Annotated in this window: 5 protein-coding genes; all 5 read left to right on the top strand. The window is 70.8% G+C overall.

What is annotated here, in order from left to right; translation table 11 throughout:
- On the top strand, window positions 1–260 hold a 260-nt coding region (locus AB0I98_RS49395; protein WP_362953026.1), incomplete at its 5' end, for an adenosylcobinamide-GDP ribazoletransferase.
- Between the two features lie 114 nt (window positions 261–374).
- The gene (locus tag AB0I98_RS49390; protein WP_362953024.1) at window positions 375–1,004 is read left to right on the top strand and encodes an RDD family protein; all 630 of its coding nucleotides are present in this window, start codon (window positions 375–377) and stop codon (window positions 1,002–1,004) included.
- Window positions 1,005–1,220: 216 nt separating this feature from the next.
- The gene (locus AB0I98_RS49385; protein ID WP_362953022.1) at window positions 1,221–2,750 is read left to right on the top strand and encodes a leucyl aminopeptidase; all 1,530 of its coding nucleotides are present in this window, start codon (window positions 1,221–1,223) and stop codon (window positions 2,748–2,750) included.
- Between the two features lie 283 nt (window positions 2,751–3,033).
- A complete protein-coding gene (lpdA, locus tag AB0I98_RS49380) occupies window positions 3,034–4,422 on the top strand; it encodes a dihydrolipoyl dehydrogenase (RefSeq protein ID WP_362953020.1) in 1,389 nt (462 codons plus the stop codon).
- Between the two features lie 59 nt (window positions 4,423–4,481).
- Window positions 4,482–5,193, top strand: a 712-nt coding sequence (locus AB0I98_RS49375; protein WP_362953018.1) for a biotin/lipoyl-containing protein, incomplete at its 3' end; no start/stop codon positions are given.

Below are 5,193 nucleotides of genomic sequence, written 5' to 3'. Positions count from 1 at the left end.
CCGCGGTCGCCGGAGTCGTGCCGGTGCGCGGGGCGGTGCTGGTCGCCCTCGCGGTCACCGCGCTGGCGGCCGGCGCGGGCGCGGCTTTCGGGGCGTACGGCATCGTCCAGGCGGGTGCCGCCGTGGTCCTCGCCCTCTGCGCCGCCGAGCTGCTGCTGCGGCACTGCGTCCACCGCTTCGGCGGGGTCACCGGTGATGTCTTCGGCGGGCTCGAGGAGACGGCGGCGACGGCGGCGCTCGTCGTTCTGTCGCTGGGGTGACTCGATTTCTGTCACGGGATGATTCGAAATCCCGCTCAGCCCTTCGGTCCCGCATGCCCCGCCACTAGTCTCGTCCGCCGAAACCGACAAGTGACCGTCATCGGGGGACCGTTCATGCCGAAACTTCGCCGTACCGCGGCCTGGCTCATCGACTTCGCTCTGGTGGTCGCGCTGGCCACCGGGCTCGCCGTGCTCACCTTCAACCGGATATCCGCGCTCGTCACCGACGTACCGGAACTCGCCACGCACAGCGGCTTCGACCTGCTGACCTCACGCGGCGACGTCATCGAGGCCTCGGAGAACCTGGGACTCTCCGTGTGGAACAAGTCGGTGCTCTACGTCGAGCAGGCCTTCGGGCTGTTGATCGTGGTGACCTTCCTGTACCAGTGGGCCACGTTGACCTTCCTCGGCCGCACCCTCGGCAAGGCCCTGACGGGGCTGAAGGTCACCCCGCGCGCGGGACGCCGGGCCGCGCTGCGGGCCGCGGTCACCACCACGGCGGACGTCGTCGTGTACGCGCTCGCCTGCGTCCTGCTGATCGAAGGCCAGTTCGTGCTCTCCGTGCTGGTGTGGGCCCTCGCCGTCGCCCTCTTCTTCAGCAACGCCCTGCCCGTCCTCGGCCCCAACTGCCGCTCCCTCGCCGACCGGCTGGCCGGCACGGAGGTCACGGGCCTCGGGCTCGGCACGTCCGGGACGCAGCGGCCGGCCGTCGGCACGTACGGCGACGCACCCCACGGGTGGTGAGCCTCCGGAAGTTGCCATGACGCCACCGACGGGTGAACGCCCGCGGGCAGAGCGAACGCTCATACGCGCGTAGGCTCGGTCCCGGGTGTTCGCCGACAGGGGGAAGGCCCCGGACGAGTCCAACCCTCAGGCCAGGTCTAGGGTCGGCCGACGGGCCCGGTCGACCCACTCCCATCGGCCACAGCAACTTCACATCGGAAGCGAGATATCACCACCGTGACTGCTCTCACTCTCAGCACCGCCGCGGCGCCCGGCCTGCGGGCCGACGCGATCGTGATCGGTGTCGCCAAGGGCGCCAAGGGACCCGTCGTCGCACCGGGCGCCGAGGCCGTGGACAAGGCTTACGACGGCAGGCTCGCCGGCGTCCTGGAGACCCTCGGTGCCTCCGGTGCCGAGGGCGAGGTGACGAAGCTCCCCGCGCCGTCCGGCTTCAAGGCACCGCTCGTGGTGGCGGTCGGCCTGGGCGCCGAGCCGGAGAAGGACGCCCAGTTCGACGGCGAAACGCTGCGCAAGGCCGCCGGTACGGCCGCCCGCGCCCTGGCCGGATCCAAGAAGGCCGCCTTCGCCCTGCCGCTCACGGACGCCGCCGACGCCGGTGCCGTCGCGGAGGGCGCGCTGCTGGGCGCGTACTCCTTCGACACGTACAAGGAGAACGGCAAGGGCGGCAAGGACGCGAAGAGCGGCAAGGCGCCGCTCGCCGAGGTCGCCCTGCTCGGCGGCAAGCCCCGCGACAAGGCGTACAAGGCGGCCGTCGAGCGCGCCACCGCCGTCTCCGAGGAGCTGAACCGCGCCCGCGACCTGATCAACACCCCGCCGAACGACCTCAACCCGGAGTCCTTCGCCGCCGTCGCCCAGACCGCGGCCAAGGAGCACGGCATCAAGGCGCAGGTGCTCGACGTGAAGGCCCTGGAGAAGGGCGGCTACGGCGGCATCCTGGGCGTCGGCGTGGGGTCGGCCGCCGGTCCCCGGCTGGTCAAGCTGTCGTACACGCACGCCAAGGCGAAGAAGCACCTCGCGTTCGTCGGCAAGGGCATCACGTACGACTCGGGCGGCATCTCGCTGAAGCCTGCCGGGCACAACGAGACGATGAAGTGCGACATGAGCGGTGCGGCGGCCGTCTTCGGCGCCGTCGTCGCCGCCGCGCGCCTCGGGCTCGAGGTCAATGTCACCGGCTGGCTGGCGCTGGCGGAGAACATGCCGTCGGGCACGGCTACGCGGCCGGGTGACGTGCTGCGGATGTACAGCGGCAAGACCGTGGAGGTGCTCAACACCGACGCGGAGGGGCGGCTGGTGCTCGCGGACGCGCTGTGGGCCGCGTCCGAGGAGAAGCCGGACGCGATCGTCGACGTGGCGACGCTGACCGGGGCGATGGTGCTGGCGCTGGGGAACCGGACGTTCGGGGTCATGGCCAATGACGAGGCGTTTCGCTCCGCGGTGCACGAGGCTGCGGAGGAGGTCGGTGAGGCTGCGTGGCCGATGCCGTTGCCTGAGCACCTGCGTAAGGGGATGGACTCTCCCACCGCTGACATCGCGAACATGGGTGAGCGGATGGGTGGTGGGCTGGTCGCCGGTCTGTTCTTGCGGGAGTTCGTCGGCGAGGGCATTACCTGGGCGCACATCGACATCGCGGGGCCGGCCTTCAATGAGCAAGGGCCCTTCGGGTACACGCCGAAGGGTGGTACGGGGTCGGCTGTGCGGACGTTGGTGCGGCTTGCCGAGCTGACGGCTGCGGGGGATCTCGGGTGACGGTCGCCTAGCAGCTCGGTCCTGTCCGTCGTATCGCGGCTGCGGGGGTGTGGGGGCTGGTCGCGCAGTTCCCCGCGCCCCTGAAGGGGCGTTTCCCTTGGCGCTCCTTCAAAGGTGCTGCGTCTCACACCCCGGCCCCGCGTCTCGTCCTGTGCTGACAAGTGCGAAGATGGGGCACGGCAGGACAGGGCCCCACCGAAGGGCCGAAGAGTAGCGGCCGGACACCAGCCGCCTGCCGGTCACCGCAGACCGGCGTACGGCGCACATGCATGGAGGACGTGACGTGGCGAACGACGCCAGCACCGTTTTCGACCTAGTGATCCTCGGCGGTGGTAGCGGTGGTTACGCCGCGGCGCTGCGCGGGGCGCAGCTGGGCCTGGACGTCGCCCTGATCGAGAAGGACAAGGTCGGCGGTACCTGCCTGCACCGGGGTTGCATTCCCACCAAGGCCCTGCTGCACGCGGGCGAGATCGCCGACCAGGCCCGCGAGAGCGAGCAGTTCGGTGTGAAGGCCACGTTCGAGGGCATCGACATCGCCGGGGTCCACAAGTACAAGGACGGCGTGATCGCCGGTCTGTACAAGGGGCTCCAGGGGCTCGTCGCCTCGCGCAAGGTCACCTACATCGAGGGTGAGGGGCGGCTCTCCTCCCCCACCTCCGTCGACGTCAACGGCCGCCGTGTCCAGGGCCGCCACGTGCTCCTCGCGACCGGCTCCGTGCCGAAGTCGCTGCCGGGCCTGGAGATCGACGGCAACCGCATCATCTCCTCCGACCACGCGCTCGTCCTGGACCGCGTGCCGCAGTCGGCGATCGTCCTCGGCGGCGGTGTCATCGGCGTCGAGTTCGCCTCCGCCTGGAAGTCCTTCGGTACGGACGTCACCGTCATCGAGGGCCTCAAGCACCTCGTCCCGGTCGAGGACGAGAACTCCTCCAAGCTCCTTGAGCGCGCGTTCCGCAAGCGCGGCATCAAGTTCAACCTGGGCACCTTCTTCTCGAAGGCCGAGTACACCGCGAACGGTGTCAAGGTCACCCTCGCCGACGGCAAGGAGTTCGAGGCCGAGGTCCTGCTCGTCGCCGTCGGCCGCGGCCCGGTCTCCGCCGGTCTCGGCTACGAGGAGCAGGGCGTCGCCATGGACCGCGGCTACGTCCTCGTCGACGAGTACATGCGCACCAACGTCCCGACCATCTCCGCCGTCGGCGACCTGGTCCCCACGCTCCAGCTCGCGCACGTCGGCTTCGCCGAGGGCATCCTGGTGGCGGAGCGTCTGGCCGGTCTCAAGACCGTTCCGATCGACTACGACGGTGTCCCGCGGGTGACCTACTGCCACCCCGAGGTCGCCTCCGTCGGCATCACCGAGGCCAAGGCCAAGGAGATCTACGGCGCGGACAAGGTCGTCGCTCTGAAGTACAACCTCGCGGGCAACGGCAAGAGCAAGATCCTGAACACCGCGGGCGAGATCAAGCTCGTCCAGGTCAAGGACGGTGCGGTGGTCGGCGTCCACATGGTCGGCGACCGCATGGGCGAGCAGGTGGGCGAGGCCCAGCTGATCTACAACTGGGAGGCGCTGCCTGCCGAGGTCGCCCAGCTCGTCCACGCCCACCCGACGCAGAACGAGGCGCTCGGCGAGGCCCACCTGGCCCTGGCCGGCAAGCCGCTCCACTCGCACGACTGACCCTCGGTCGACGAAGCGACGACTCAGACTTCCGCAATTCGTAAGGAGCAACCGAAACCATGGCGGTTTCCGTAACCCTTCCGGCGCTCGGCGAGAGCGTCACCGAGGGCACTGTCACTCGCTGGCTGAAGGCCGAGGGTGAGCGCGTCGAGGCCGACGAGCCGCTGCTCGAGGTCTCCACCGACAAGGTCGACACCGAGATCCCCTCCCCCGCCGCCGGCGTCCTGGCCTCCATCAAGGTCGCCGAGGACGAGACGGTCGAGGTCGGCGCCGAGCTTGCCGTGATCGATGACGGCACCGGTGCGCCGGCTGCCGCTCCGGCCCCGGCCGCTGAGCCCGAGCCCGCCGCGGCTCCCGAGCCCGCCCCGGCCGCCGCTGCCCCGTCCACCGAGCAGGCGGCTCCGGCCCCGGCTCCCACCGCCGAGGCTGCTGCCGGCGCCGGTACCGCCGAGGGCACGGACGTCGTCCTGCCCGCGCTCGGCGAGTCCGTCACCGAGGGCACCGTCACCCGCTGGCTGAAGTCGGTCGGTGACAGCGTCGAGGCCGACGAGCCGCTGCTGGAGGTGTCGACGGACAAGGTCGACACCGAGATTCCGGCGCCCACCTCCGGCACGCTGCTGGAGATCGTGGTCGGCGAGGACGAGACGGCCGAGGTCGGCGCCAAGCTGGCCGTCATCGGCGTCGCGGGTGCCGCTCCGGCGGCAGCCCCGGCCCCGGCGGCTCCGGCTCCGGCCCCCGCCGCCGCTGCACCGGCTCCTGCCGCCCCGGCTG

Source organism: Streptomyces sp. NPDC050211 (assembly GCF_040656035.1).
Classification (GTDB): domain Bacteria; phylum Actinomycetota; class Actinomycetes; order Streptomycetales; family Streptomycetaceae; genus Streptomyces.
Note: the sequence above shows the minus strand (reverse complement) of the source record. Positions and strands in the feature narration are given on the sequence as shown.

Coding starts and splice junctions, on each gene's coding strand:
- AB0I98_RS49390 (WP_362953024.1), top strand. CDS start 375: ATGCCGAAACTTCGCCGTACCGCGGCCTGGCTCATCGACTTCGCTCTG.